At 40.2% G+C, this 26,601-nt stretch carries 16 protein-coding genes; 10 read left to right on the top strand and 6 right to left on the bottom strand.

The features are described from left to right. The first annotated feature begins 35 nt into the window (after window positions 1–35). From A9P82_RS13115 to A9P82_RS13125, 3 genes are all read left to right on the top strand, one after another. On the top strand, window positions 36–431 hold the full coding sequence (locus A9P82_RS13115) for a hypothetical protein (protein ID WP_066208534.1): 396 nt from the start codon (window positions 36–38) through the stop codon (window positions 429–431). Window positions 432–530: 99 nt separating this feature from the next. Then, window positions 531–1,046, top strand: coding sequence for a hypothetical protein (locus tag A9P82_RS13120; RefSeq protein WP_066208535.1), 516 nt, complete (start codon window positions 531–533; stop codon window positions 1,044–1,046). Between the two features lie 55 nt (window positions 1,047–1,101). After that, a complete protein-coding gene (locus A9P82_RS13125; protein ID WP_066208537.1) occupies window positions 1,102–1,638 on the top strand; it encodes a hypothetical protein in 537 nt (178 codons plus the stop codon). 74 nt (window positions 1,639–1,712) lie between these two features. Here the strand turns inward: A9P82_RS13125 and A9P82_RS13130 are convergent, their stop codons facing one another. From A9P82_RS13130 to A9P82_RS13145, 4 genes are all read right to left on the bottom strand, one after another. Further along, window positions 1,713–3,656 (bottom strand): SusD/RagB family nutrient-binding outer membrane lipoprotein, encoded by a 1,944-nt coding sequence (locus tag A9P82_RS13130; protein ID WP_066208542.1) that lies wholly within the window; start codon window positions 3,654–3,656, stop codon window positions 1,713–1,715. Window positions 3,657–3,675: 19 nt separating this feature from the next. Next, window positions 3,676–6,822, bottom strand: coding sequence for a SusC/RagA family TonB-linked outer membrane protein (locus A9P82_RS13135; RefSeq protein WP_066208544.1), 3,147 nt, complete (start codon window positions 6,820–6,822; stop codon window positions 3,676–3,678). Window positions 6,823–6,865: 43 nt separating this feature from the next. Beyond that, the gene (locus A9P82_RS13140) at window positions 6,866–8,098 is read right to left on the bottom strand and encodes an ROK family protein (RefSeq protein WP_066208546.1); all 1,233 of its coding nucleotides are present in this window, start codon (window positions 8,096–8,098) and stop codon (window positions 6,866–6,868) included. 191 nt (window positions 8,099–8,289) lie between these two features. Then, on the bottom strand, window positions 8,290–9,177 hold the full coding sequence (locus A9P82_RS13145) for a cupin-like domain-containing protein (RefSeq protein ID WP_082915351.1): 888 nt from the start codon (window positions 9,175–9,177) through the stop codon (window positions 8,290–8,292). A 121-nt stretch (window positions 9,178–9,298) separates the two neighbouring features. On the opposite strand from A9P82_RS13145, the gene A9P82_RS13150 reads away from it, so the two are divergent. The 7 genes from A9P82_RS13150 (at window position 9,299) to bglX (ending at window position 24,264) form a co-directional block, all read left to right on the top strand. Continuing rightward, the gene (locus A9P82_RS13150; RefSeq protein WP_066208552.1) at window positions 9,299–12,160 is read left to right on the top strand and encodes a ligand-binding sensor domain-containing protein; all 2,862 of its coding nucleotides are present in this window, start codon (window positions 9,299–9,301) and stop codon (window positions 12,158–12,160) included. A 272-nt stretch (window positions 12,161–12,432) separates the two neighbouring features. Beyond that, window positions 12,433–15,471: a SusC/RagA family TonB-linked outer membrane protein gene (locus tag A9P82_RS13155; RefSeq protein ID WP_156522696.1), complete on the top strand. Its 3,039-nt coding sequence runs from the start codon at window positions 12,433–12,435 to the stop codon at window positions 15,469–15,471. Window positions 15,472–15,493: 22 nt separating this feature from the next. Beyond that, window positions 15,494–17,014, top strand: a complete 1,521-nt coding sequence (locus A9P82_RS13160; RefSeq protein WP_197492175.1) for a RagB/SusD family nutrient uptake outer membrane protein — start codon at window positions 15,494–15,496, stop codon at window positions 17,012–17,014. A 60-nt stretch (window positions 17,015–17,074) separates the two neighbouring features. Then, window positions 17,075–18,733, top strand: a complete 1,659-nt coding sequence (locus tag A9P82_RS13165; protein WP_066208556.1) for a glucoamylase family protein — start codon at window positions 17,075–17,077, stop codon at window positions 18,731–18,733. A gap of 2 nt (window positions 18,734–18,735) precedes the next feature. After that, window positions 18,736–20,106 carry a glucoamylase family protein gene (locus A9P82_RS13170; protein WP_231891163.1) on the top strand — a complete coding sequence of 457 codons (1,371 nt, stop codon included), beginning with the start codon at window positions 18,736–18,738 and terminating at the stop codon, window positions 20,104–20,106. Beyond that, the gene (locus A9P82_RS13175) at window positions 20,106–21,890 is read left to right on the top strand and encodes a family 43 glycosylhydrolase (RefSeq protein ID WP_066208558.1); all 1,785 of its coding nucleotides are present in this window, start codon (window positions 20,106–20,108) and stop codon (window positions 21,888–21,890) included. Before A9P82_RS13170 ends, A9P82_RS13175 begins: the two co-directional genes overlap by 1 nt. A gap of 91 nt (window positions 21,891–21,981) precedes the next feature. Continuing rightward, window positions 21,982–24,264, top strand: a complete 2,283-nt coding sequence (bglX, locus tag A9P82_RS13180; RefSeq protein WP_082915352.1) for a beta-glucosidase BglX — start codon at window positions 21,982–21,984, stop codon at window positions 24,262–24,264. Window positions 24,265–24,306: 42 nt separating this feature from the next. Here the strand turns inward: bglX and A9P82_RS13185 are convergent, their stop codons facing one another. After that, window positions 24,307–24,687: a DUF779 domain-containing protein gene (locus A9P82_RS13185; protein ID WP_197492176.1), complete on the bottom strand. Its 381-nt coding sequence runs from the start codon at window positions 24,685–24,687 to the stop codon at window positions 24,307–24,309. 160 nt (window positions 24,688–24,847) lie between these two features. Beyond that, window positions 24,848–26,398 (bottom strand): aldehyde dehydrogenase family protein, encoded by a 1,551-nt coding sequence (locus A9P82_RS13190; RefSeq protein ID WP_066208560.1) that lies wholly within the window; start codon window positions 26,396–26,398, stop codon window positions 24,848–24,850. Window positions 26,399–26,601: the final 203 nt, after the last annotated feature.

A 26,601-nucleotide genomic window follows, 5' to 3' on the forward strand; every position in this document is an offset into this window, starting at 1 on the left:
CATCTGACCATTAAAAAACAATAAAAAATAAACAGATGAAAAAGATTCTCTTTTTAAGTTTTGCAGCATTAAGTTTTGCAGCAACAACACATGCGCAAAGCGCAGATACGAAAACTCCCCGCGGTGGCAGAATGAACCGTGAAGCAATGATTCAGCGACAGGAAGCTGCCGAAGCAAAAGCTTTGGATTTGACAGATGACCAAAAAACGCAATTTGCGGCATTGGACAAAGCGCAGTTTGCTAAAATGGATTCTATCAGACAAAGCGGTAGCGGCGACAGACAAGCTTTCATGGACATTATGAAAGAAACAAACGACAAGAAAAAAGCGCTGCTTACTCCCGACCAGCAAACCAAATGGGATGCTTATCAAAAAGAAAGAATGCAGCGTTTCAGAAGACCTCGCGGCGGCAACGGCGGCGGACAACAGTAATATTTTAACTTTTTCCGAAAAGAAAAGCATTGCAATTTCAACATGTTTTGAAGAATGCAATGCTTTTTTTATTTTTACTCCTCAGAAAACTCTACTCCGATGAAAAGTCAGAATACATGCATAAAAGTAGTTGCTCTTATTTTCACTTGTTTACTACTTATAACAAGCGTTGGCTCATTCGCACAAAACAGGAAAAAGAAAAAACACGGTTTTACCATGCCTACCATGGCGCAGCAGGAAAGCTATAAAACGTATCTGAAAAAAATGCTGGGAGATTCCGTAAATATTCCTTTGGCAAAAAGAGATACGGTTGCGTCCATAGAGTTGGCAAATATTCTAAAGAAAATGAAAGTCAATGCAGATAAGTCTGTGGCAAAGGAAGATAAAGATGTGCAAAACGGAATGCTCGACGATGATATGTATATGCAACTCGGCGCTATACTTTCCGTGGACGAATTGCAGCGCCTTCAGGCTTTTGAACAACGTCAAAAAGCGGCGGCAGAGGCTGCCGAAAAAGAGCGGAAAGACAAAGAAAACCAAAGTAATTTCAGCCCTATGAATCGCGGTTATGGTTATGGTGGTTACGGCTACGGTGGCTACGGTGGATATTACTAAAAGACAATAATTTGATATTGCCGTACGTTTTATCCTTAAAACAGTTAATTATCTAATGAAAAAAATAACGGGCATTGCTGCGTTCTTATTATCGGCACAACTTTCTTTCTCGCAAAATTTGAGAAACAACAAGTTTGATTTGCCTGTGGTAGAAAATGAAATTGCTTTTCTGCAATTCGACACTTTGCCGAAACTGACTAAAAATGATTTTTATGCTTACGGCAAGGAGTGGTTGGCGCAAACATTTAATGTAAACAAATTCGATATTGATAATAAGCAAGCGGGAGAACTGGAAAGTTATATCAGATTCAAAATTGATGATGCCAATATAAAAGAACCGCTAAACTATACAGCAAAGGTTTCCCTTAAATTTATTGATGGGATTATCCGGTTTAAATTTCATGATTTAAAATACACTACGGAAGACAACCGCAAAGAAGTTGTCGATATTAATTACCGGGTGCAGCAACAAATGCGTGCCCGCACAGATGCGCTTTATCCAGATACTTGGAATTCGCTAAAAGATTACAGCACCGGGTTGCTGGAAAATTTCAAAGATTTTATGGAAGATAAGAGTGGGGAGAAGTTGTAGGAATAAATACTAGACTAAAATAAAAAAGCTGTCCCAAATTTTGAGACAGCTTTTTTATTTGTAAATAATCAAGATTAATGCTGCGCCCACCAAAGCGGTGTTAAAACTGCATCGTTACCACCTAAGGCTGATACAGCTTGCTCATAACCTGTGGCGTTACTATTTTTCAAGCTTGACGGATAAGGTTCTCTTTGTGGGAAAAACTTCACATTTGATGTCATATAATTCGAAGAAGTTAAAGCTGGTAAAGTTTGAATTGGATTCTCAATAACCACATTCTCAAAAAATGGTAAACCAAGTCTTCTGTGGTCGCTCCAAGCTTCTAATGGTAACCAAGGTGTTTGTGCTATAAACTTTTGCGTAATAATTTTTGTAAGGTGGTCATTACGCACACTTCCGTTTTTATACAAGTTATTTACCGGATATTTTATTGAAGCAGTACCTGTAGCTCCTGTCATACCATCAACATAGTTCATTGTGTGAGCCTCTCCAGGTTCAGTTGTGTGATTCCAGCTTACAGAAGTACCTGCTCTGTTGTAATCCGTAGAAGCCAAATATGTTCCCAAATATTGTGAAACACCCCAATATTGGAAACTACTTGCGATACCTGCCTCATAAGCATCCTGACCACTCATTGGTACAGACCAACCTCTTTCTGCAGCTTCTGCTAAGAGAAAATATGTCTCCCAAGGAGCGAAAAATACTCGTTCCGCAGTTTGTGTTCTAAATGAATTTACCAAACTTGGTACAAAACCGTTTGCAGCAACATATATATTATTTAAATCATTGGTATTAGCTGGTCCGCCTTTAGTACCTAAATCGCCATCCGGTACGGGATTCCATGTATACTTAGCGTTAATAGTTTTCACTACGTTGCCATTTACGTCCCTTAAACGTCCTGTTGTAGTAGTATTAACAGCACCTGCACTCGGATACGTGGGACTGTTAAAATTGCCTGGAATATAGAACATTTGATATGCGCGGGGATCTATCGTATATGGTAATCCATCCAACCAATATCCTGCAGAAGGGTCATTCGTCATAGTAGAAAACTGGTTTGGAAATTTCTGCCCAATATAATTTGCCGCTTTGATATTTCCCTGAGCAGAATCCAAATTATCACTTATCACACTTGGTAATAGATCTTTTGATTTAACCCCACCAAGATTGAGAAATAAATTATTTAGAGTAACACCTATTGGCAATACATACCAACTACGTGTGTATACGCCAGACAAATCATCCCATCCCGGTTTTTCTTGAATCTGGAAAATATCTGCATTATCTGTTAATAAGCTTCCTTTTGCCGCATCTTCAAATTCAGATTGTGCTTTGGCTTCATCTACTTCCGACAGCCTCATTGCTAGGCGCATACGCAAGGAATTAGCATATTTCTGCCATTTTGTAAAATTATAACCAAAAGCAGGGTCTTCATCTTTAATATCTGAGGCATCTACACTTACATCAATTTTTGAACTTGCGTCTTTCAACTCATCCAATAAATAATAATAAACAGTTTTTACATCCACAAAAGTTGGATTTGTTCCTTGAAATCCGTCAATAGGAATTGGTCCAAAGCAGTCGCTCATTTCACTCATGAGATATGCTCTCCATATTCTTGCAACTTGCAGTAAATTGTTTGTATATGGTTTTTGTGTACCTGCGGTTATCTGCTGATTAGCGACATCTACTGCACTATTGATGTAATTTAATGAGCTAGATATTTCATCATAATACTCGCCAATCCACTCGTCGCCGTAGCTGCCCCATGAAAATGTTTCTCCATCTGCATCTGCAATTTGGTGTCCAGCAGCCTGCCAATACAAAATAAAGGCTCTTTCAGATACGGACGGGTTTTGCTGATTGTGTATAATGGAATTGTCAATAAAATACTCTACCTGCACCTGGTCGGTACTTGCCGCGGTGGGGTCGGTATTTAGCTCGTCAAACTTGCTACATGCTGCCAATGCAAGACTACTTGCAATAACTACGCATGATTTTATTAATGTCTTTTTCATAATTTAAAGATTATTTAGATTAGAAACCTAAGTTTAAATTGATATAGAATGTTCTCGTTGTAGGTGCTGCACCGTTTTCAAATCCGACAGCATTTGTACTGGTTGCATAAACACTTTCCGGGTCCATGCCGTGCATATGACTGGAGATTAGCCATACGTTGTTCATTGATACAGACAACACGGCTTTTTGAAATGGTGTTTTTGCTAACATTTTATGGTTAAAGCTATAACCTAACTGAATATTTCTGATACGAATATTAGATGCATCATATAAGTTGGCTTCATTTATGCCTAGGTTACCGGAACCTGCAACCGCTGTCCAATATTGCTGTGTAGATATTTTGCTGGTGTTAGGAGCATAGCTGCCGGAACCATTATCAACCACGCCGGCAACAACCATTGAATCTCTTCTGCCGTTTACAACAGTCAAAGCTGATGTTCCATTTAATTCTAAGGACGTTAAAGTAGCTGAAAACATTTTGCCCCCGAAACGAGCGTCCACCAGAACTGATAAGCTGAAGTTCTTGTAGGTAAAACCATTAGTAATGCCTAATAGCGAACTGGCTTGTTGATTTCCCAAATCTTTGGTTGCTGAACCGTCTGCAGCCTGAGGTCTGCCTACATTATCTACAATCAGTTGACCATGATATGGGCTGGTTTTATCAGTTACTCGGTCAAAATATGTTCCATAAATTTCGCCATATTTTTTACCAACTTCTGCAACTACAGATAAATTGTCATAACCACCCAATGTGTATTTTTGAATATCTCCATATAATGCTTTAATCGTATTGTTATTTGTGGAATAATTTCCGGTAATTGTCCAACCGAATCCAGTTGGGTTGTCTAGTATCTTTGCATCGACCACCAACTCAACCCCTTTATTTTGAATATTACCAGCATTTATTTTCATTGAGCTATATCCGCTTAATGGATCCAATGGTAAATTGAAAATTTGATTTGTTGCATTTGATTTATACAAAGCAAGGTCAAATCCTACACGGCTTTGGAAAAATCGCATTTCCAGACCTGCTTCATAAGATTTCATTAGTTCACTTTTTATGTCGGGATTGTACAACACACTTCCTCTTTGAGCGGTGGTATTACCATTAGGGTCTTTGCCAATACTATATGTATTATACAGCTGGTATGCAGGAAGGTCATTACCTGCAGACGCATATGATGCACGTAATTTACCATAGCTAATCCATGAAGGTAAGTGTCCGCCGACCTTGTTAATCATATCAGTAAATACATAAGATAAACTTACAGATGGATACCTGTATGACCTATTTGCAGAGCTTAACGCTGATGACCAGTCATTTCTGAGGGTACCAGTAAGATACAAATAATCATCATAGTTCAATTCCAGTGTACCGTAAACAGAGTTAATTTTTTTATTCGTATAGCCTGAACTTGTCGTTGGATATCCACTTGCGTTGCCAAGTGTAAAAAGGTTTGGAACAACTAAGAGCCCTGCGCTTGAGTTTAAATAAGAACTGTATTGAGACATTAGATTGCCGCCTACAGAAACAGTACCTCCTAACTTTCCAAACACATCATCTTTTTGTGCAGTTACCAAAGCGCTATAATCTGTTTCACGGAAAGTAGATTTTCCTACACCATAATTCCCTGTTGTACTTGCTGGGCTGCCAGCGTATGTTTTACTCTCGGTATTGGTTGTGTACATGTCGGAGCCGCCTTCAACTTGGGCGCTTAACCAATCATTGAACTGATATTTTAATGTTCCATGCATTAAAAATCTGTCTCTTGCATCGCTGTTTAGACGATATTTAGCTGCCCAGTAAGGATTTTGTGCGTTACCACCGGCATACCAAATCATATTACCATTCTCATCAGTCGCTTTCTTATAACTGGTAATGTCAATTGACGGCGGAAGAAGATAGGTCGCAAAAAATGTATTGTTTCCTTGAACTGCAGCACCTCCTTGTGGTCTGTTTTTGGCTACAGAATTAATGTATTGAATTTTCGCATCAAATGACCATCTATTGTCCTTACCAAATTTAGTTACGGCTCTTGTTGTAATATTGTTTCTTGTTAGTTTTGCGCCTGGAATAATGCTTTTATCATCCATACGGTTATAAGAAGTATAGATAGAAGTATTGTTAAATTGCTGCTGGAATGAAATGCTTTGGTTAGAAATAATGCCATCGCCAAAATAATTACCAACATTGTTGTAAGCCCTTAACGGAACGCTATCTCCTTGTGCATCTTCAACTAAATGTCCATCGATTGGAGCACCCCAGCTTGTACTTGCAGTTGGGCTATAAACGCCTGATGAACCGGCACTAAAATCCTTCTGTAATTTAGGGTTTGCAAAAATACTTTCAATGCCTATCGAAGATGAAACAGATATACCTAATCCGTTTTGCTTTTTACCCGATTTAGTGGTAATCATAATTACTCCGTTACCACCTCTTGAGCCGTAAAGTGCGGCTGCTGCGGGACCCTTCAATACAGTAAGTGAAGCAATATCGTCTGCACTGATGTCGCTCAAACCATTACCCATATCCAAAGATGGATTCCAAAAGTCGTTGTTTGATGCTCCTGTGAAATTGTCATATGGAACACCATCTACAACAATTAACGGTTGGCTTAATCCTGATATTGAATTATTTCCTCTTAAAACAATTTGAGAAGAACCACCGGGTCCATTACCTGAACGAGTGATTTGTAACCCTGCAACTTTACCAGAAAGATCATTTACAAGATTTGGCTCTTTTGCATCAGCTAAAGTTTGTCCGCTTACCTCCTGGACGGCGTAGCCCAACGCGCGGCTCTTTCTTTTAATACCCAATGCCGTTACTACCACATCATTGCCTGCGCTTGCAGTATCGCTTTGCGTAAGCGTTACATTCAATGTAGAAGTTGATGCAATTACTTCTTTCGTTGCATAACCAATGTAAGCAAATCGTAGTGTAGCGCCAATAGCCGCTTTGATGGAAAAACTTCCGTCGTCTTTGGTTATATCGTGGGCTTTGCCGTTTACAACTGTTACCGTAACGCCGCCCAATGGCGCTCCGGCAGTACTTTTTACCGTACCTGTAATCTGGCTTTGGTCTTGCGCAAAAGACGTCTTGTGAACGCATAAGACCACAATCGCTATCAGCAGCGATTTTAAATAGTGAATGTTTCGTTTGTTCATAATTCTCATTTTTGGGGTAAGTGAAAAAAATTAATTGGTTGTTTTAAGCGTGTGTTACCGCTTGCCTGGAATTGTTATTGGATGTTGCTTCATTCCTGTCGAAAGTAGAGTGCTGAATATTTTCTATTAATAATGCGGCTGCTCCTATAATTTCCGCTTTGTGATTAAGTGTAGATACTTCTACTTTTGTGTTACTTACCAAATGCGGTATGCAGAATTCATTGATAGCTCTTTGTATGGGCGCAAGCCATATTTTTCCGGCGGCAGCACAGCGACCGCTGATGACTATTTTTCCGGGGTTGAGTAAGTGAATAAGTATCGCAATGCCTCTCCCGATATTGTATCCTGCATCAGAAATAATTTCCACCACCAATGAATCGCCAATATTGGCTGCCTTAATAAAATCCTGGTACTTTTGTTCGTGGTCCTTGGCGTCGGTTAGCATTTTTTTTAATACCGATGCTCTGCCGTGGTTAATTTTTTCAATAGCCTGTTCCAGCATGAAGCCGAGTGAGGTTTCTGTTTCCAGGCATCCTGTTTTGCCGCAGCTGCATAGTTTCCCGTTGATGAACAAAGGAATATGGCTAAACTCGCCTGCAAAGCCGTTATCGCCCCGGAAGAGCTTGTTATCTATAATCATTCCCAGACCTACTCCCCAACTGATGTTAATAATCATGGCATTTTTCTCGCCTTTCGCTATGCCGAATTTATATTCTGCTAATGCAATTGCCGACGAATCATTCTCGATAAATACAGGTAAACCGGTTTGCGTTTTAATAAAGGCTGCTGTATTATGTCCGAGAAAAGTATAATTGGCTCCTTTTTTGGCGTCTATAAATCCCGGCATTGCAATGCCTATTCCAAGTATTTTATTTGGGGCTATTCCAGATTTTTTTATGACGGAGCTTATTGTATTGGTCAACGTTTCCAATGCGTGTTCATTATTTGCCAGCGGCAGTTCTATTTTGGTTTCCGGAATTACGGGGTTTAAGCCGGCATCCAGCAATGCTATCCTTGTAACGAACTGGTCCATTGCTACCGACACGAGATAAACAGCATCGGGTTTTATAGAATAAGTTGCCGGTCTTCTGCCGCCGCTCGATGGCGCTAAACCTTTCTCTTCAACAATGCCATGGGTAATCATTTCGTTCAGCACTCGTGTTGTAAGCACAACGCTTTTGCCTATGCTTGCACTTATATCTGCACAAGCCAGCGTTTGGTGTGATAACAGTTCTTTAAGAATGCTTTTTCTGTATGATATATTTTTAGGCGACATTAACTTTAGCTAACAAAAAGATTACATTTTTGTTAATAATTTAGAGCTAAAGTAGAGAATACTTTTTAAAAAATACAAAAAGTATTAAGATTTTTTTATAAAATTAAAACTTGTTAGTAAAGCGGAATGAAGAAAAAGAGCCGGATAAATATGTCCCGCTCTTTTTAATGAATTTTTTATTCAATCAAAATTTACTGTGCTGTTGTTATTTCTTTTGCTGCATCGGCGAGTATTTTTTTCTGTTTCCAGTTATACCATTGTTGCGGACGTACTTTCTTCATAAGTGTATCAATATTGCGCATTCCAACAATGTTCCACAAGCCTTTCATCTTGCCCGAAAAAGAATTGTTCAGCGCACGCAGGCTCATGGCGAATCCGCTTTCGAGGTATTCCATATGATGCCAGTATCCCGCGGGCATAAACAATGTATCGCCGTGCTCTAAAATAATGTCGTAACCACGTGTGTAGTTAATGGCGGGAAATTTTTGTAAGTCCAGTTTGCTTTTTTCAGCATCGTAATAATTGGTATAATCTGCCAGGCTTAACACTTCATAAGGCTTGCGGTAGAGCTTGTGCTGCTCTTCGAAAGGAAATAGCAATACTCTTTTCCTGCCGATAAATTGTGTGTGAACAATATGACTCAAGTCAATATCGAAGTGCATGTGTGTTACAGCGCCTTGTCCGCCGGTAAACAGCATAGGTGCACGCTTTACAAAGCCTTTCATCAAATGCGTAGGATAAGCAAAATCGTCTGCTAATTGTGGTGCATGACTGAAAATGTTGAACAAAAATATGCGCCATTGCGCCGGACCTTGGCGAATCATATCTATGTATTCGCCAAACTTTACGTAATCGTCTGCTTTATTTACAGGTGTGTAAGCATCGCTTTTCACATTGTTGTAAATGCCTACTTCTTTTTGTCCTACAATTTCTTTAAAGTAGTCCCAGTTCCATTTTTGATATGCAGCCCATTGCTTCGCAAGTCCGCGAATGACAAGAGGTTTGCGAGTATCGTAATAATTTGTTTTAAAGTCTTCCGAACTTATATTTTCAACTACATCAACTTGTTTCAGCTGCATGATAACAGAAATTTAATGCGCAAAAATACGATTTCGCAAATAATTCCGATATACAGAAATATCTGCCGATTTACTAAATTTGTTCGGACTTGCGGTACAGGCGCAAGAAAATCTTTGTGGAATGAACCAGCGTAGCTTTTTTCTTTTTATTGTCGTTTTATTATGCTCGAATATTATATCCGGGCAATACGAAATCAAACCCGAAATCATTAATTATCCCAAAAATATTTATAATGCCGAAGGACAAAATTGGTCAGTAACACAGGACGAGAATAATGTTCTTTATTTTGGCAATAACAAAGGATTGTTGGTTTTTAATGGCGAAGAATGGAAAACATATTCTCTGCCCAAGCAACAGATTGTAAGAGGCGTATCTGCCGACGGGAGAGGAAAAATTTATACAGGAGGTTTTGGCGAAGTTGGCTATTGGCAAAAGAATTTGTATGGCGGTTATCATTACCATTCGCTGGACAACTTAATTACTGATACACTTTTCCCAAATGAAGAAATCTGGAAAATAATTGCCACGCCGGATGAGGCTTTGTTTCAATCCTTTTCGCGGCTGTATCTTTTGAGAAATAACCGGATAAAAACCATTGTTCCGCCCGGCGTTGTCATGTTTCCTTTCCGGGTAAGAGACCGCTTTTATGTAAACGTTTTAAACAAAGGGATTTTTACTATTGATGAAAACGGAGATTTTGTCGCTGTCTCTTCCGATTCGGCTGTCAACTCCGTCTATTTTATTCTTCCTTATGGAAGTAATGAAATGCTTGTAGGTACCGAAAAAAACGGCATTTTTATTTTTGACGGCAAAAATTACCGCCCCTTTCCCTGCGCAGACGATGCCTACCTGAAAACCAATGAAATCAACAACGGCACCTGGATAAATGACAACCTGCTTGCGATTGGTACAATTTCCGGCGGGCTGTTGCTGATGGATGCACAGGGAAAAACAGTAGGCAAAATTGACCGGAACTCCGGATTGGAAAACAATACCGTTTTAAATATTTTTAAAGATGCTGACGGCAATTGCTGGCTGGCGTTGGACAAAGGTATTGCACAGATTGTACTCAACTCCAACATCAGTTATTTCAGAGATTTGCAAGGAAAAGTAGGTACGGTATATTCTATTGCTATTTTTCAGAATTACCTGTATGCGGCAACCAACCACGGGCTGTTTCGTGCGCCGTTTACATCGCTGGAAGCTTTTGACGAAAATGCTTTAACGCGCTTCGGCGGTATGACCGGTCAGGTTTGGGATTTAAAGGTTATTGACCATCAGCTTTTTTGCGGCAACAATAAAAGCACAGTACTCATCAACAGAAATAATGTACGGACATTATTCGATTCCTCTGCCGGTTGGGATATTGAGCCTTTGAAAAATAATCCCGGTATTTTACTGGAAGGTACTTATAACGGTGTTGCCGTGTACAAAAAAACAGGCGGTCAATGGATGTTTTCCAATATTATTTCAGGAACAGATAATATGCCTGTGAATAAACTGCGTATAGATAAAAGCGGGCTTATTTGGATAAAGCATGCGTATAAGGGTGTATTTGTATTTCAGCCTTCGAAAGATTTTACCGGCATTGTTGCCATAAAAGAATTAGACAAAGCATCCGGAGCACCTAGAGACAATAACTTCTCATTTTATGAAAATGAAAAAAACGGCAACGTGCTGGCAAATTCGGAAGCGGGCATTTTCGATTATGATTTTTCGACCAATACTTTACACCGACTGGATTCACTTAAAAAAGATTTAGGAGAATACTTTTATTCACGTACCATTATTCCCGACAGCGGCAAAGGATTTTGGTTTATCAATAACGACGATGGTGTTGTATATAAAGACAATCAAGCTCCTAATGCTGTCTCTTTTACTTTTAACTCGAAAATTTTTGCGCTTGTATCGGGATTTGAAAATATCATTCCATATAGTTCATCGCAAAGTTTTATTTGCGGCGAAGAAGGCTTTGCCGTTATCAACCGTAACCGTTATCGAAGCTCAGCCGCTTCTATACCAACGATTATGGAGATAGATATTTTTGACAAAGGTCATTACCATGTAATCGACAGCTCATATTTCGACGGAACAGATAAAATAGTGCTGCCTTATAAGCAAAATGGGTTGATTATCCATTTCTCATCGCTGAATTATGCAGCAAATGTTTCATATAGTTATTCACTTTCCAAAGATGACAACGCTGTTTGGAGTGAATGGACACACACTTCTTTTAAAGATTTTCCTAATTTATCGCCGGGCAACTACACTTTCCGACTTAAAACCAATCTTTCGGACGACACCATTACATTTTTTATAGTCATAAATAGTCCCTGGTATTGGTCGGTTTGGTCCAAAATAATGTATGTATTGCTTTTCGCGTTGATAATACTGCTTGCTGTTCGCTGGCACAGGCACAGGCTGGCAAAACAACAATTGCTGCTGACAAAAAGAATGAAAGAAGAAGTGGCATTACAAAGACAAAAAAGTGAAAATGAAATTCTCCGCTTGAAGGAAGCGCAGCTTTCCGAAGAAGTCGTTCACAAAAGTGAAGACCTTGCAAAATTGGCAATGGATTTAATCAAGAAGAAAAATGTGCTGAAGAAATTTAAAGATAATCTTGACTCGTTGAAAAAATTCAGTAGCACAGATGAAATTCACAGCCAAATCCAACGCTTATCCAAGTCACTGGACAAGCACGTAAAAGATGAAGAAACCGAATGGCATTTGTTCGACAACGGTTTCAATAAAGTACATGAAGAATTTTTTGATAAACTTTTACAAACATACCCCGAATTAACGGCACAGGACTTACGTCTTGCCGCTTATTTAAAAATGAACCTCTCCACCAAAGAGATTGCGCCGCTTTTAAACATTTCTACACGCGGTGTGGAAATAAAACGCTATCGTCTCCGCAAAAAAATACAATTGGAAGAACATGAAAACCTGAACGATTTTATGATAAAATTTATGAATATGTAGGTTTTTGCCGTAACTATGGGAGTACATCACAAAATTTGTACAAACAAATATTAGTATTCTGTAAAGATTTCTGAAATTATTTTAATTTATTGATAATAAATTTATTACCAATAATATTAAATTATAATGAAGTATATATGAGAAAGAAAAAATCTTGAAAAAACGAAGATTGATGTAATTGAGATGTGTTAATGATTTATGAATAACAATTGTTTGTAAAGTACTTTTGGAGGGACATAAGTCAAGCGTTTTTTTAAATTAAACACATCTGTATGAAAAAAATTCAAGTTTTTCTTTTTCTGCTGTTTCCGGCTTTCCTGTTTGCCCAGCAAACCGAATATTACGGGCAGGTAGTGGATTCTGCCACAGGAAATCCTTTGAATGGAGCCACTATATTTGTAAAGCAAACCACCAAAGGCACTTCTACCGATTCAAGCGGTCATTTTACCATATCTGCCATACCGGGAAGCATACTACAAATCAGTAGTGTGGGGTATAATTTGCAATTATATACACTTGGTACTGAAACCTCTTTTACTATTCGTTTAGCATCTTCTGCCAATGAGCTATCTCAAGTAGTAGTGGTCGGCTATGGTACGCAACGTAAAATTGATGTTACGGGCTCGGTCGCACAAATTAAAGGTGGAGAAATTGCCAAGCAAGGTGTAACCAATGCGCTCAGCGGCTTACAAGGTAAGGTCGCCGGTGTGCAGATAACAAATAACGGAAGTCCCGGAGCTTCGCCACAAGTACTTATCAGAGGCTTAGGGTCGTTTAATGGAAGCACAGCCCCACTCTATATTGTGGATGGCGTATGGGTTACAGATATTAATTATCTTAATCCGTCGGATATCGACAATGTAAGTATTTTAAAGGATGCCTCCAGTGAGGCTATCTACGGTGTGCGAGGTGCCAACGGTGTTGTACTGATTACAACTAAGAAAGGTGCAGTCAAAGGAATTTCTGTAAATTATAATGGTTCGGTAGGAACACAAATTGCACAAAATGTTCCTAAAATGGCGAACGGAACCGAATATGCTACCCTGTATAATGAATTGACCCAGCTTAATAATGGAACTGATTTATTAGATGTATCGCAATTCGGTGCCGGTACAGATTGGTTTGATATTGAAACACGCCATGCACTGATTACCAATCATCAGATTTCGGTAAATGGTGGCGGAGATAAATCTACTTACAACGTTTCGCTCGGCTATCTTGACCAGGACGGCATTTTAAAAACCAATAACTTCAAGAGATACACGGCAAGTTTTAATAATGATATTAAAATTTCCAACCACTTTAAATTCGGTTATAATATCGTAGGCAGTTATAGCAAATCTCACGATGCACCCGGTGCGATCTGGCGAGACATTTATACGGCACCGCCAATTATTTCCCCTAAGAATGCAGACGGCACTTATGGCGATCCCGGAACTTATGGTTTAGGACAATCCGTAGTGAATCCGCAAGTAGTAATGGATTACAACCATGCAACTACGCAGACTTATAATTTGAGCGGCAATGCTTATGTAGAAATAAATTTTGCAAAGCATTTTGTATTTCACAGTTCTGTAGGCGGAACTTATATTGATGTTGACCAACAAGGCTTTACGCCGGTCTATCAGGCAACATCGACACAATACAGTACACACAATACTTTAACTGAGGGCAAACTAAATACGAAGAACTGGCAGTTGGAAAACACATTGACATATTCCAATATGTTTGGCGACCATAGATTGACCATTTTACTTGGACAATCGGCTTACCGCAATTTTTATGGCGAATCTCATGCTACAGCCGTTGACGGTTCTTTGTCTTCCGACCCGGCAACATGGTATTTTAATGCCGGCACGCCCGGAAGCATTTATAATGTAACGCCGTCTGTGAACGGCATACAAACTTACCCTGCTTTGGAAAAAGAAAGCTCCTATTTCGGCAGAGTTTCATATTCCTATAAAGACCGTTACAGCATTACCGGCACATTGCGCTCCGATGGCGACAGTAAATTTACGGGCAACTCCGGACGGGCAACTTTGCCGTCTATTGGTGCTGCATGGATTGTGTCCAATGAACCATTTATGAAAAATCAACGGATTTTTGATGTATTGAAATTTAAAGGAAGTTGGGGTAAAGTAGGAAATAGTGGTATTCCGGCTTATGTAGCCTCACAAACAACCACAACAGCCGGCTCAATAATTTATGGCAATACAGGTATTATTTCCCCGAGCCAAAGCCTTGCATCATTAGTACCGCCACCATTGAATTGGGAATTAGGCGTTGGAACAAATGCCGGCATCGAAGCAGCTTTTTTGAAAAACAGGCTTACGCTCGAGGCAGATTATTATAACAAAAAGACTGAACGTCTGGTATTTCCTGTTGGTGTTCTGGCATCTTCCGGAACTACGGTTTCCACATTGTTAGAAAATGCCGGAGTAGTACGCAACCGCGGCGTAGAAGTAACGCTTAACTGGCATGATAATGTCGGCGAAAACTGGTCATACAGCATCGGTGTTAACGGTTCTGCCAACAGTAATAAATTTGTCGAATCTTATATACCGCTTGCTGCGTTATATTCAGGTGCAAATGCTTCTACCGGCGGACAATTGGCAACCATTACCAAAGTGGGATTGCCACTCGGCGCTTTCTACGGATATAAAGTCATTGGTATTTTTCAAAACCAAGCGGAAATTGATAATTACAAAGATGCAGACGGAAACCAATATCAACCTGATGCAAAACCCGGAGATTTTAAATATCTCAGCACAACAGGCGTAGGTCCCATTTCGGGAAATGACAGAGTCGTACTTGGCAACCCCAATCCCAAATATTATTACGGCGTTAATACCAATGTCCGGTATAAAACATGGGATTTGTCTATTGACCTTACCGGCGTAGCAGACGTAGATATATATAATGGCAATCAAAGCCTACGCTATGGCAATGAAAACTATACCGAAGACTTCTATAAAACCCGCTGGCATGGCGAAGGAACATCTAATACAACTTCTTCTGCCGATATAGGCGGCAGAGAAAATTATTACATTAATTCTTATTATGTGGAAAGCGGCAGTTATTTAAGAATACGCAATATTCAGTTGGGTTATTCATTACCCGAAAACCTTGTTGAGAAATGGCATATGCAAGGTTTAAGATTTTATGTAAATGCACAAAATCCATTCCTCTTTACAAAGTACAAAGGATTTACGCCTGAAATAAGCGGCGAATCACCCGGCAACATGGGTATCGATTACAATGTTTACCCAACGTATGCTACCTATACTTTCGGAGTAAATCTTACTTTCTAAAAGCAAAACAAAAATTACTATTATGAAATTCAATAATATCAATACAAGAAAACACAAGGATTCCGGTCTTAATAGAAGAATAATGCTTGCGTGCTTAGTTGTATCTGTCTTGTTTCTGGGTTCGTGTTCCAAATCGTTTATCAGTGCCGATGCAAATTTGCAAGGACAGCCGGCAGCAACAAAATTGTGGCAAACAGCATCAGACGCACAAGCCGCCGTTAATTCCATTTACGGCAATTTACGCAGTTGGAATAATGTAGCTTTTGCATCTCTTATTCTGGAAAATATTGGTTCTGATGATGCCGCCAAAGGCAGTGTTCCCAGCGATGCTGCCTATATTAATTTGTACGACAATTTCACGGTAACAGCAACTGAGGGGCAGGGAGACGGCTTTTGGCAAGGACAATATCAGAACATCAATTTCTGCAATCAGGTGTTGGATAACGTGGACACGATGACCACTGTAGATGCGAGCACAAAAGCGCGTTACCTTGCTGAAGCAAAATTTATCCGCGCTTATTCCTATTTCCGTTTGGTAAGAGCATTCGGGCGCGTTCCTTTGGTGTTACACGTTCCCACAACACAGGAGGAATTGAATCCGCCGCAAAGTTCCGCCGATTCTGTATATAATGCAATTGAGCAAGATTTGACGGATGCGGCAGCCAACTTGCCTACTACGGTTTCTGCCGATGAAGCCGGCAGAGCCACTAAAGGCGCAGCGCTTGCTTTGCATGCCAAAGTCGCTATGTATAGAAAAGAATGGTCCGACGTTCTGAATTATACCAATCAGGTCATTTCTTCGGGGGTGTATAGTTTGTATCCCGATTTTTATCAGCTATTCAGAATCGCCCATGAAAATAATTCGGAATCTATTTTTGAAATTCAATGCAATTATGTAGATGGCAATAGTGATATCAGCAATAGTCAATACGCGCAAGTCCAAGGTAATCGTGATGCAGGCGCGGGCTGGGGATTTAACGTACCTACGCAGGATTTGGTAAACGCATTTGAAACCGGCGACCCGCGCTTAGCGGCAACCGTAATGATGGCAGGTACAACTACGCCAAGTGGAGATGTTGTACCTGCTGCGCAAGCCGGCTCGCCCACCATGTACAACATGAAAGCTTACGTACCGTTTTCGGTAGCGCTGGCAGACAACCAAGGCGCAGACCAAAATGTACGTGTCATTCGCTATGCAGAAGTATTGCTGATGAATGCTGAAGCCAATAATGAATTGGGAAATACGGCAGCAGCATTGGCTTCACTGGAGCTGGTAAGGGCGCGTGCACGCGGAAGCAATTCTTCTGTTTTGCCAAAAGTTACAACTACTGACCAAACAGAATTACGTGAAGCTATCTGGCATGAACGCAGAGTGGAATTGGCAATGGAAAATGACCGCTATTTCGATGTTATTCGTCAAGGACGTGCTGCAACTGTTTTCGGACCGTTAGGCTGGAAAGCCAATAAAAACGAAGTATGGCCAATTCCGCAAACAGAAATAGATAACAGCAGCGGTGTACTTACACAAAATCCCGGATATTAATAAAAATAAAAGGGGCTGGAATTGCATGGAAGCCTCTTTTATTTTGAGAGCATACAATAAATGAAAAAGCATTTTTTATACTTAATTTTTGTTGCCCTTTTTTCTTGTTCCAAAACAAATAGTGGCAATGTTGCTAAACCGTCATCGGAAACATTTTCCCTTTCATCTATTTGGGTAAATGGAACAAATTCAAACGATGTTTATTATATCAATTTTCATCCTGTGATAAAGCTGTTTTTTTCAGATAAGGTTAATCATTCTTCAATCAATAATTTTATCATATTGGTCGATAGCGCTAATGTAAATTCAGCACTGGATTTTTCTTATTCCAATAACGATAGTACCGTTACAATTCAACCGCAGCAAGTGTTGAAACCATTATCAAAATATACGCTTAAAGTTTTCAAAACATTGCAGTCGCAAAGCGGTGGCGCATTGCAAGCGGCGGCGGCGATTAATTTGATTACACAAATCGATTCCACACCAAAATTTCCATCCATCAGCGACAGCGAGTTATTGGACTTGGTACAAAAGCAAACCTTTAAGTATTTTTGGGATTTTGCTCATCCAACAAGTGGTATGGCGCGCGAAAGAAACACAAGTGGCGATATTGTAACCATAGGCGGTACGGGTTTTGGCATTATGTCGATGATTGTTGCCGTAAAAAGAAATTTTATTTCACGAAACGACGCTGTTATGCGCATTCAAAAGATAGTAAGTTTTCTGAAAAATAATTGCACAGCTTACCATGGAACCTTCTCGCATTGGATTAACGGAAGTACGGGAGCAACTGTTCCTTTCAACTCGCAGGATGATGGCGGCGATATTGTGGAAACATCTTATTTAATGGAAGGCTTGCTATGTGTGCGGCAATATTTTAACGCCTCATCAACCGAAGAAACAACACTGCGAAACGACATTAATACTTTGTGGAATAACGTTGATTGGACTTGGTATGAGAACAATCAAAATGTTTTGTATTGGTTGTGGAGTAATGATAATGGTTGGGAAAACAATACACAAGTGCAAGGTTGGAACGAAGCATTAATTACGTATGTATTGGCAGCGTCGTCCAACAATCATGCGATTGAAAAGTCGGTTTATGATAACGGCTGGGCACGCAACGGCGCTATAAAAAACGGTAACACTTCCTACGGAATCGTGTTGCCTTTGGGCGAAAATTTAGGCGGTCCGTTATTCTACGAGCATTATTCTTTCTTAGGTATCAATCCAAGCGGTTTAAGCGATGCCTATGCAGATTATGCTTTGCAAACAAAAAACCATTCATTGATTAATCATGCGTATTGCAAAGCCAATCCCAACGGCTATTTCGGTTACAGCGACACTTGCTGGGGACTTACGGCAAGCGACATTCAGAATGGTGGTTACAATGTCAGTTCGCCAACAAATGATGTGGGTGTTATTTCGCCTACGGCGGCAATTGCTTCATTGCCTTACACACCAACGGAATCAATGAATGCGCTGCGATTTTTCTATTATGAACTCGGTAACAAACTCTGGGGAAATTATGGCTTTGTGGATGCTTTTTCCTTGAAGGACTTATGGTTTGCGGATTCTTATTTGGCGATTGACCAAGGACCTGAAATTGTGATGATAGAAAATTACAGGAGCGGTTTGTTGTGGAGTTTATTTACAAGCTGTGACGAAGTAAAACGAGGAATGAAAAGATTAGGCTTTCGCGCAAATTATCTTAATTAACAATGATGAATTTATATTATAAACTAAATAATAAATTATTGATTATTTTTCTTCTCTTGCTTTGTGTATTTACAGCAAAAGCGCAAAGCAGTGCAATAACTGAACGTCCTGAAATTTTATCCGATTCCGCATTACTTACTTTAGTGGAACAACGCACATTCGATTATTTCTACAAAGGCTCAGAACCCGCAAGTGGTATGGCTTTCGAACGGATTCATGCAGATGATATATACCCGGAACATGATTCCGATGTTATTGCGACAGGCGGAAGCGGCTTCGGTTTGATGAATTTGATTGTAGGTTGTGAACGAAGTTTTATTACTAAAAGAGAATTTATTAATCAAATAACTAAGATTATAGTTTTTTTAGAGAAAGCAGAGAAATATCATGGAATGTTTTCGCATTGGTATTATCCAAACGGGCATACAAAACCTTTCGGGCAGAAAGATGACGGCGGAGATATGGTCGAAAGCAGTTTTTTGTTGCAGGGATTGCTTTGCGTGCGGCAATATCTGAAAACAAATTTTAAAAATGAAAACAATCTAATCAATAGGATTAATACAATCTGGAAAAATGCGGATTATTCTTGGTACACGCATGGGAAAAATGTTTTGTACTGGCACTGGAGTCCCGATTACGGCTGGCAAATGAATTTTCCCATTCATGGTTTTAATGAATGCTTGATTGCCTACATTTTGGCAGCTTCCTCGCCTGCACATTCGATTGATAAAAAAGTGTATGTTGAAGGGTGGTGTATGAACGGAAAAATAAAACACACCTCCATTTACAAAAATATTTCCATCCCGTTTTACCAGCAGGGGAATCCGGCTTACGGAGGACCAATCTTTTGGACGCAATATTCTTTTCTGGGACTAAATCCGAACGGCTTGCGAGATGAATATGGAAGCTATGATGAACAAACAAAAAACATGGCGCTCATCAACGAGCAATGGTGCGCAGACAATCCCAAAAATTTTAAGGGTTATAGTGATAGTTGCTGGGGCTTGACGGCGAGCTATTCTGTCGATGGTTATACAGCGCACGCGCCGAATATGCAAAGCGATTTGGGGGTAATTACGCCGACTGCTGCGCTTTCGTCTTTCCCTTACACGCCGCAACAATCGATGAAAGCATTGAAATATTTTTATAATGATTTAGGAAATAAAATCTGGGGTAAATACGGGTTTTACGATGCTTTCAGCGAAACGGCAAACTGGTATCCAAAAAAATATTTGGCAATTGACGAAGGTACAATAGCGCCAATGATAGAAAATTACAGAAGCGGCTTGTTGTGGAAATTATTTATGAGTTGTCCCGAAGTACAACAAGGTTTAAATAAGCTTGGATTTCATTACAACAAAACAAATAACTGATGCGAAAATTAATTTTATCTATTATCATCATTTTATCATCGCAAATATTATTTGCACAAAGCTCTTCTCCTGTTGGAAGAAATTGGAAGGGGGCTACTTACTGTAACCCAATCAACATTGATTACGGCTATACGCCCATTCCCGATTTTACAAAATGGGGGCATCACAGGGCAACCGCCGACCCTGTAATTGTGAATTATAAAAGCGATTATTATTTATTTTCTACGAACCAAAAAGGTTACTGGTGGAGTAACGATATGGGCAACTGGCATTTTATTTCAAAGAGTTTTCTCCGTCCTTGGAACACTGGCACTTATGACGATTTATGCGCGCCCGCAGTTGGCATTATCGGCGACACCATGATTGTTTTCGGGTCCACTTACACAAGTAATTTTACAGTTTGGATGAGCACCAATCCAAAAGCCAACGAATGGAAACCTTTGGTAGATTCGTTTACTATCGGCGGTTGGGACCCCGCATTTTTCACGGATGATGACGGTAAGTTATATATGTATAATGGCAGCAGCAACCGCTTCCCGACTTACGGTATTGAGTTGGACAGAAAAACATTGCAGCCGATTGGTTACAGAAAAGAAATTTATGCGTTGGAAGATTGGCGTTACGGCTGGCAGCGTTTCGGCGAATATTATGATAATTCTTTTCTCGACCCGTTTATCGAAGGTAGTTGGATGACGAAGCATAACGGGAAATATTATTATCAATACGCCGCGCCTGGAACGGAGTTCAGCGGGTATGCCGACGGCGTGATTGTCGGCGATAGCCCGCTTGGCGGTTTCACGCCGCAGTCCGACCCGTTGAGCATGAAAGCCGGTGGTTTTGCACGCGGCGCGGGACATGGTGCAACCTTTCAGGACAACAACGGAAACTATTGGCACGTAAGCACTATGACAATCGCTGTGAAAAATAATTTTGAACGCCGCATCGGTATTTGGCGTGCGGGTTTTGATAAAGACAATGTGATGTGGTGCAATACTTCGTTCGGCGATTACCCGCATTATCTTCCTGCCGAAAAAAAATTATCCGGTAACGGCAATTATGATTCATCTTATTTCACGGGCTGGATGCTGTTGAATTACGACAAGCCTGTTGTTGTAAGTTCAACGTTGGGCAATTATGAACCGAACTATGCGGTTGATGAACGCATACAAACTTATTGGAGCGCGGCAACAGGAAATGCAGGCGAATATATCGTTTCGGATTTGGGAAATGTTTCGACCGTGAACGCAGTTCAAATAAATTATGCCGATCAGGACGCAAAGTTCTTAGGAAAGCAAACAGATATTTTTATCCGGTACAAATTATATTATTCGCTTGACGGGAAAAATTGGGAAATATTAGCTGACAAATCCAACAATAAAACCGATGTGCCGCACGACTATGTAGAACTGCAAAAACCTGTAAAAGCAAGGTTTATCAAGTTAGAAAATATACACGTTCCTTCGGGAAAATTTGCCATTAGCGGGCTGCGTGTGTTTGGTAATGTAAATGGCACAAAACCCAAGCCTGTCGGGGGTTTTGTTGTCCTAAGAACAGAAAAAGATAAGCGTGACGCATGGCTCAGATGGAAACCGTCGGCCGATGCTTACGCCTATAATATTTATTATGGAACAAAACCTGATAAGCTGTATAACTGTATAATGGTTTATGGCGACAATCAATATTGGTTGAAAACAATGGACTTGGAAATGCCTTATTATTTTCAGATAGAAGCGATTAATGAAAGCGGTGTTTCGGAAAGAACGAAAGTTACTAAAGTTGATTGATGATGTGATAATTTGATAATGAACATGCGTTATTGCGAGCGAGACACCAGTGTGGCAATCTCAAAAATTTGTAAGTAAAATTTATATGATAATGAAAAGAATCCTCTTCCCAATCTGTTCCTTTTTTATTACAGTTTCTTATGCACAACAAAATAGCGATATGCAGATGAATAAATTCATCGATAATTTGATGAGCAAGATGACGGTTGACGAAAAAATCGGTCAGCTCAATTTGCCGAGTGCAGGAGATTTTACAACGGGGCAGGCGAAAAATTCCAATATTGGTGAGAGCATTAAAGAGGGGAAAGTCGGTGGATTATTCAACATAAAATCTGTCGCTAAAATCAAAGATATTCAGCACATCGCTGTTGAAGACAGCCGTTTGAAAATTCCTTTACTTTTTGGTATGGATGTGATTCACGGATATGAAACACAGTTTCCGATTCCTCTACAGTTGTCCTGTTCTTGGGATACGGCTTTAATCAAAAAAACGGCGCAGGTTGCTGCGCGGGAAGCAAGTGCGGATGGTATTTGCTGGACATACAGCCCGATGGTGGATATTGCTCGAGACCCGCGCTGGGGGCGCGTTGCGGAAGGGTCGGGCGAAGATCCTTTTCTCGGTAGCGCCATAGCAAAAGCCATGGTTGAAGGTTATCAGGGAAACGGAACTTATTCTTCCAACGAAAATATTATGGCTTGCGTAAAGCATTATGCGTTGTATGGCGGCGTTGAAGCTGGGCGTGATTATAACACGGTGGACATGAGCCATATCACGATGTACAACGATTATTTTCCGCCATACAAAGCTGCGGTAGATGCGGGCGTTGGCAGCATTATGGCATCATTCAATGTTGTCGATTACGTTCCCGCAACGGGCAATAAATGGTTGCTTACAGATGTGCTGCGTAAACAATGGGGGTTTAAAGGCTTTGTGGTTTCAGATTATACGGGCGTAATGGAAATGACCCAACACGGCTTAGGCGACCTGCAACAAGTGTCTGCATTGGCTTTAAAAGCCGGTTTAGATATGGACATGGTAAGCGAAGGTTTTTTGACTACACTAAAAAAATCATTGAAGGAAGGAAAAATTAGTCAATCAGATATTGATGATGCTTGCAAAAGAATTTTGGAAGCCAAATATAAATTGGGATTATTTCAAAATCCTTATAAATATTGCGATGAACAAAGGGCAAAAACAGAAATTTTTACACCTGCAAATAAAGAATTTTCAAAACAGGTTGCAGAACAAAGTATGGTTTTATTGAAAAATGCTCATCAGCTTTTGCCTTTAAAAGCATCGGAAAATATTGCCGTGATTGGACCTTTGGCGGATGCCGCCAATCAAATGGGCGGTACATGGAGCGTGGCAGCCAATTTGGATGATTACGGTTCTGTCTATCAGGCGATAAAAAAATATGTTGGTACAAAAGGCAATGTGTTATATGCGCAAGGCTCAAATTTAGTAGAAGATTCTGTGATGCAAGAGAGAGTAACCATGTTTGGTAAATCGATAAGCAGAGGTGGCAAAAGCGATGCTGAGTTATTGAATGAAGCGCTGAATGTGGCGAATAAAAGCGATATTATTGTTACCGCGCTTGGCGAAAGTGCAGAATTTAGCGGCGAATCAAGCAGTCGTTCAAATATAGGTATACCGCACGTTCAGGAGCATTTGCTGAAAGCATTGTTGAAAACAGGAAAGCCCGTTGTGTTGCTCTTGTTCAATGGTCGTCCGCTTACAATTTCTTGGGAAGCAAAAAATGTTCCTGCGATTTTAGATGTTTGGTTTGGCGGAACGGAAGCAGGTAAAGCTATTGCGGAAACACTGTTCGGTAAGTCAAATCCTTCCGGAAAATTAACTATGACATTTCCACAAAATGTAGGACAAATTCCTTTATATTACAATCATCTCAATACCGGTCGTCCGTTGGCTGATGGACATTGGTTTGAAAAATTCCGTTCCAATTATTTAGATGTTTCCAACGATGCTGTTTATCCTTTCGGATACGGATTGAGCTATACAGCTTTTAAATATGGAAAGATGCAATTGAGCGATACAATTTTGAAAGGAAATCAAACACTGAAAGCTTCTGTAAGTCTTACCAATACAGGAAAGTATGATGGGCGAGAAATAGTGCAGCTTTATATACGAGATATGGTTGGAAGCATTGCAAGACCTGTAGAAGAGCTGAAAGGGTTCCAAAAAATATTTTTAAAAGCAGGAGAAACTAAAACTGTAACATTTAATATTACAGTTGACAATTTAAAGTTCTATAACAGCGATTTGAAGTACGATTGGGAAAGCGGTCAGTTCAATATTATGATTGGCTCAAACGCTAAAGACGTGCAATCTCAAATGATTGAGTGGAACAAATAAACATAATCATTATAGAGAACTAAGTACTGTTCTGCATAACGATTATTCCATTCTTTTCACAGGCTCTAAATTTTCAAGCTCTTCTTCCGTGAAAAGACGATAATGAATTTTGAAAGTTTTGCCGTGCGGCGTTTCCAGCGAAAAGCCGCCGGGACCGAAACCATCCAGAACATCCAGCGTAAAGTGTGAATATTTCCAGTATTCAAACAAATCTCTGTCCACCCAAAATTCAAAACCTTTAATCGTTCCTATGCACACATCATTCGTTCGGGGAAAGAAGCCACCTTTTTCAAAACATTGCGGCTGTGTGCCTTCGCAACATCCGCCTGCCTGATAAAACATTAAATCGCCGTGCTCTTCGGAAAGAATGTTTATCATTTCCAAAGCTTTTTCTGTTGCGTCTAATCGTTTTACCAATGTCATTTTTATAAAAGTATTTGTTGAGATTCCTCACTCGTACCTCGTTCGGAATGACGATAGCGAGTTTGATTAATTTTTCAAATCGTCATCAATCTTAAAGAAAAAGAACACGCCTGCAACGTCATTCCGAGCGTAGCGAGGAATCTCAACAAAAGTTATTCAACTAAAAAAATCCGAGTTTCTGTTTGTTATAAGAAATCAGCATATTTTTCGTTTGACGATAATGACCGAGCATCATTTTATGGTTTTCCCTTCCGATGCCCGATTGCTTGTAACCGCCGAACGGCGCGCCTGCGGGATAAGAATGATATTGATTTACCCAAACTCTTCCTGCCTGCACAGCACGTGGTACGCGGTACAATTCGTGCGCGTCGCGTGTCCAAACGCCCGCACCTAAACCATACATCGTATCGTTTGCAATTTCAATGGCTTCTTCTACTGTTTTGAAAGTGGTTACCGCCAATACAGGCCCGAAAATTTCTTCCTGGAAAATGCGCATTTTATTATTGCCTTTGAACAAAGTCGGCTGGATATAATAGCCGCCTTCGAGTTCGCCGCCAAGCCGGTTTTCATCGCCGCCTGTCAATAGTTCCGCGCCTTCTTCTTTACCGAGTTTCAGGTAAGACATGATTTTGTCTTTCTGAATTTTTGATGCCTGTGCGCCCATCATCACGGTCGGGTCGAGCGGATTGCCTACTTTAATTTTGTTTACGCGTTCAACCACGCGCGCAATGAATTTATCGTAGATATCTTCCTGAATCAACAAGCGCGAAGGACAAGTACAAATTTCGCCTTGATTCAATGCAAATAAAACTGCACCTTCAATGGCTTTATCCAGATATTCATCATCGGCATCCATTACAGAATTAAAGAAAATGTTGGGCGATTTTCCGCCGAGTTCCAATGTTACGGGAATAATATTTTCCGTCGCATATTGCATAACCAAACGACCTGTTGCAGTCGAACCTGTAAACGCAGCTTTTGCCACCTTCGGATTTGTAACTAACGGACGACCGAGTTCCGCACCGAAACCGTTCACAATATTGACAACGCCTGCGGGAATCAAGTCTTCAATCAGTTCCATCAAAACCATAATGGAAACAGGCGTGCTTTCGGCAGGTTTCAACACTACGCAATTGCCTGCGGCAAGCGCCGGTGCAAGTTTCCATACAGCCATTAAAATCGGAAAATTCCAAGGGATAATTTGTGCTACAACTCCCAAAGGTTCTTGAATAATTAAAGAAACCGTGTCTTTATCCAACTCTGTTGCAGAGCCTTCTTCCGCGCGGATAACGCCGGCAAAATAACGGAAGTGGTCAATTGCCAAAGGGATATCTGCATTCAGCGTTTCGCGTATGGGTTTACCATTGTCGATAGTTTCCACTTCGGCAATTTTTTGCAGGTTTTGTTCCATTCTGTCTGCGATTTTATTCAGCATAATGCTGCGCTCTGTAGCCGAAGTATTTTTCCACGTTTTGAACGCTTCGGTTGCGGCATCAACGGCGAGCGAAATATCTTCTTTGGAAGAATGCGCCACTTGCGTAAACACTTTTCCGTTGATGGGCGAAACTACGTCGAAGTATTTTCCGTTTACGGGCGCAGTCCATTTTCCGCCGATATAATTGTTGTATTTTTCCTTAAATGAAGGAAATGCAATATGATTATTTGCTTCTTTTTTGTCCTCAACAAGCGGACTTTCTAATACGTCTGACATAATCTTTATTTTTTGTTTGCTCAAAGCTACCTAACATTTGGTTGTATAAATAGTAAAAAAATGCAGGAAAATAGCAGAATAATCGCATTAGATTTTTGTAAACAAAACGATGAAAAGTACAGCAATATTTAACCACACAGAAACATAGAATTTTCATCTTTGATGAAAACCTTTGTGCAACTTAGTGTTTACTTCGAGCTTCT

This window comes from Arachidicoccus sp. BS20 (assembly GCF_001659705.1).
Lineage (GTDB): Bacteria > Bacteroidota > Bacteroidia > Chitinophagales > Chitinophagaceae > Arachidicoccus.